Annotated in this window: 2 protein-coding genes; one reads left to right on the plus strand and one right to left on the minus strand. The window is 74.7% G+C overall.

The window, feature by feature from the left end; genetic code table 11:
* Positions 1 to 216: 216 nt before the first annotated feature.
* The coding region (locus AOK18_RS29060; RefSeq protein WP_240503357.1) for an FAD-binding oxidoreductase at positions 217 to 1,604 on the plus strand (1,388 nt) is incomplete at its 3' end.
* 123 nt (positions 1,605 to 1,727) lie between these two features.
* On the opposite strand, the gene AOK18_RS31545 is transcribed toward AOK18_RS29060, so the two are convergent.
* Positions 1,728 to 2,141 (minus strand): glycosyltransferase family 2 protein (locus AOK18_RS31545; RefSeq protein ID WP_240503358.1); only part of this gene is annotated, 414 nt, incomplete at its 5' end.

Raw genomic sequence — 2,141 nt, forward strand, 5'->3', positions numbered from 1 at the left:
CCCGGCCGGGGCGGGACAGAGGCGGACGATCACGAGTTGGGTCCGGTCGCGTCCCGCTCCGCGGCAGGTCGCCGCCTTCGGGCCCCGGACGGAGCGCGGTGGAGCGCCGGGGCCGCGGGGCCGCACAGCGGGCCCGCATGCCGGCCCGGCGGCGGGCGGGGCGGCGGGCGGGGCGGCCGTCGGGACGGCATGCGGGCCCGGACACCCCGGACTAGCGTGAAACGGTACGGCGGCAGCGAGCAGCGCACCCCGAAGAAGGTGACGCACATGCCGGACAATCCAGGAGCGGTACTTCCGGGCACCGCTGCCCGGGCACTGTCGGACGAGCTCCGCTCCTCGCTCCGGGGCGAGGTGATCGACCCCGGGCACCCCGGCTACGACGAGGCCAGGCGTGTGTGGAACGGGCTGATCGACCGCCGCCCGGCGCTCATCGCCCGGTGCGCCGGTACGGCGGACGTGGTCGAGGCGGTACGGGTCGCGCGCGAGCACCGCCCCCTCGTCAGCATCCGCGGGGGCGGACACCAGGTGGCGGGCAGCGGGGTGTGCGACGACGGACTGGTGATCGACCTGTCGCACATGAAGGGCGTGCACGTCGACCCCGCCGCCCGCACCGCGCGGGCCCAGGCGGGCGTGACCTGGGGTGAGTTCGACCGTGAGACCCAGCTGCACGCCCTGGCCGCGCCGGGCGGGGAGATCTCGGCCACCGGAATCGCCGGTCTCACGCTCGGCGGCGGCTTCGGCTTCGTGATGCGGACGTTCGGCCTGAGCTGCGACAACGTCCGCTCGCTCGAGATCGTCACCGCGGACGGTGCGGTACGCGCGGTGAGCCGGGAGGAGGAACCCGAGCTGTTCTGGGCGGCGCGCGGCGGGGGCCGGGGGCTCGGAGTGGTCACGTCGTTCGAGTTCGGCCTCCACCCGCTCGGGCCCGAGGTGGCCGGTGTGCTGGTCCTCCACCCCTACGAACGCGCCGAGGAAGTGCTGCGGGCCTGGCGGGACGCGACGTACTCCGCGCCGGAGACGGTCACCCCGGAACTCCTGCTCTGGAGCATCCCCGCGGACCCCGCGGTCCCGCGGGAACTGCACCGGTCCGACTGCGTGATGGTCGGCGCCGTGTACGGGGGCCCGCCGGGCGACGCCGCGGCCGCCGCGCTGGCACCGCAACGCGAACTGGGGCCGCCGCTCATGGACCTGAGCGGAACCGTTCCCTACGTCGCGCTGCAGAGCGCGAACACCTGGCGGTTCCCCGACGGCGAACGCTACTTCATGAAGTCGCACTTCATGGACGAGCTGAGCGACGAGGCCATCAAGACCCTGGTGGAGTGGCACTCCCGGAGGCCGACTCCGGAGAGCCTGATCGTGGTGCGCACCCTGGGCGGCGCCGTGGCGCGCGTCGCCCCCGACGACAGCGCGTTCGCGCACCGGTCCGCGCGCTACAACGTGAGCGTCGACGCGGGCTGGCGGGACCCGGCGCTGGACGGGGCCGCGATCGGGTGGGCGCGTTCGGCGTGGGACGCGCTGAGGCCGTTCTCGAGCGGCGGGACGTACGTCAACTTCGCCGGGCTCGGGGAGGACGCGGACGAGCTGCGCGGCGCGGTCTTCGGTCCNNGTCGTACGCGCGGTTGTCCCCCCTTCCGGGCGAGCCGTGACCCGTCCGGAACGGCGGAACGCCGCCGAACGCACCGCGGGGAGCGGACGTCACTCCTTCCCGGGTGCGAGGGCGAAGGAGTTCACGGTCCGGCTCCGGGCGCCGGATCGCGCTCCCAGCGGGCTGTGGAGCGGTTCCAGTGGATCAGTCCGCCGGCGGCGAACTCGTCGAGCCAGCCGCTCATGGGCCACCAGCCCCAGCGGCGGTGGAAGATCTCCGCGTTGCGGAGGATGTCGTCGAGGTGCTCCACCGGCGGACTGGAGGTCGGGTGGTGCTGGTGGAAGGCCGGCGCGCCGCCCACCCAGGTGAGCCCGACACCGGCCGCACGGGCCCGCTGGCCGTAGTCCGTGTCCTCCCCGCCGTACCCCTCGTACTCCTCGCAGAAGCCGCCGACTGCCTGCCAGGTGCCGGCCGTCAGGGCGAACGACAGCGACCAGAACAGCCTGTGGTCCCCTCCCCCGCGGATCTCGTCGGGTGCGGGCGCCGGGCGGGCGGG

The sequence above is a fragment of the Streptomyces prasinopilosus genome (assembly GCF_001419695.1).
Lineage (GTDB): Bacteria > Actinomycetota > Actinomycetes > Streptomycetales > Streptomycetaceae > Streptomyces > Streptomyces prasinopilosus.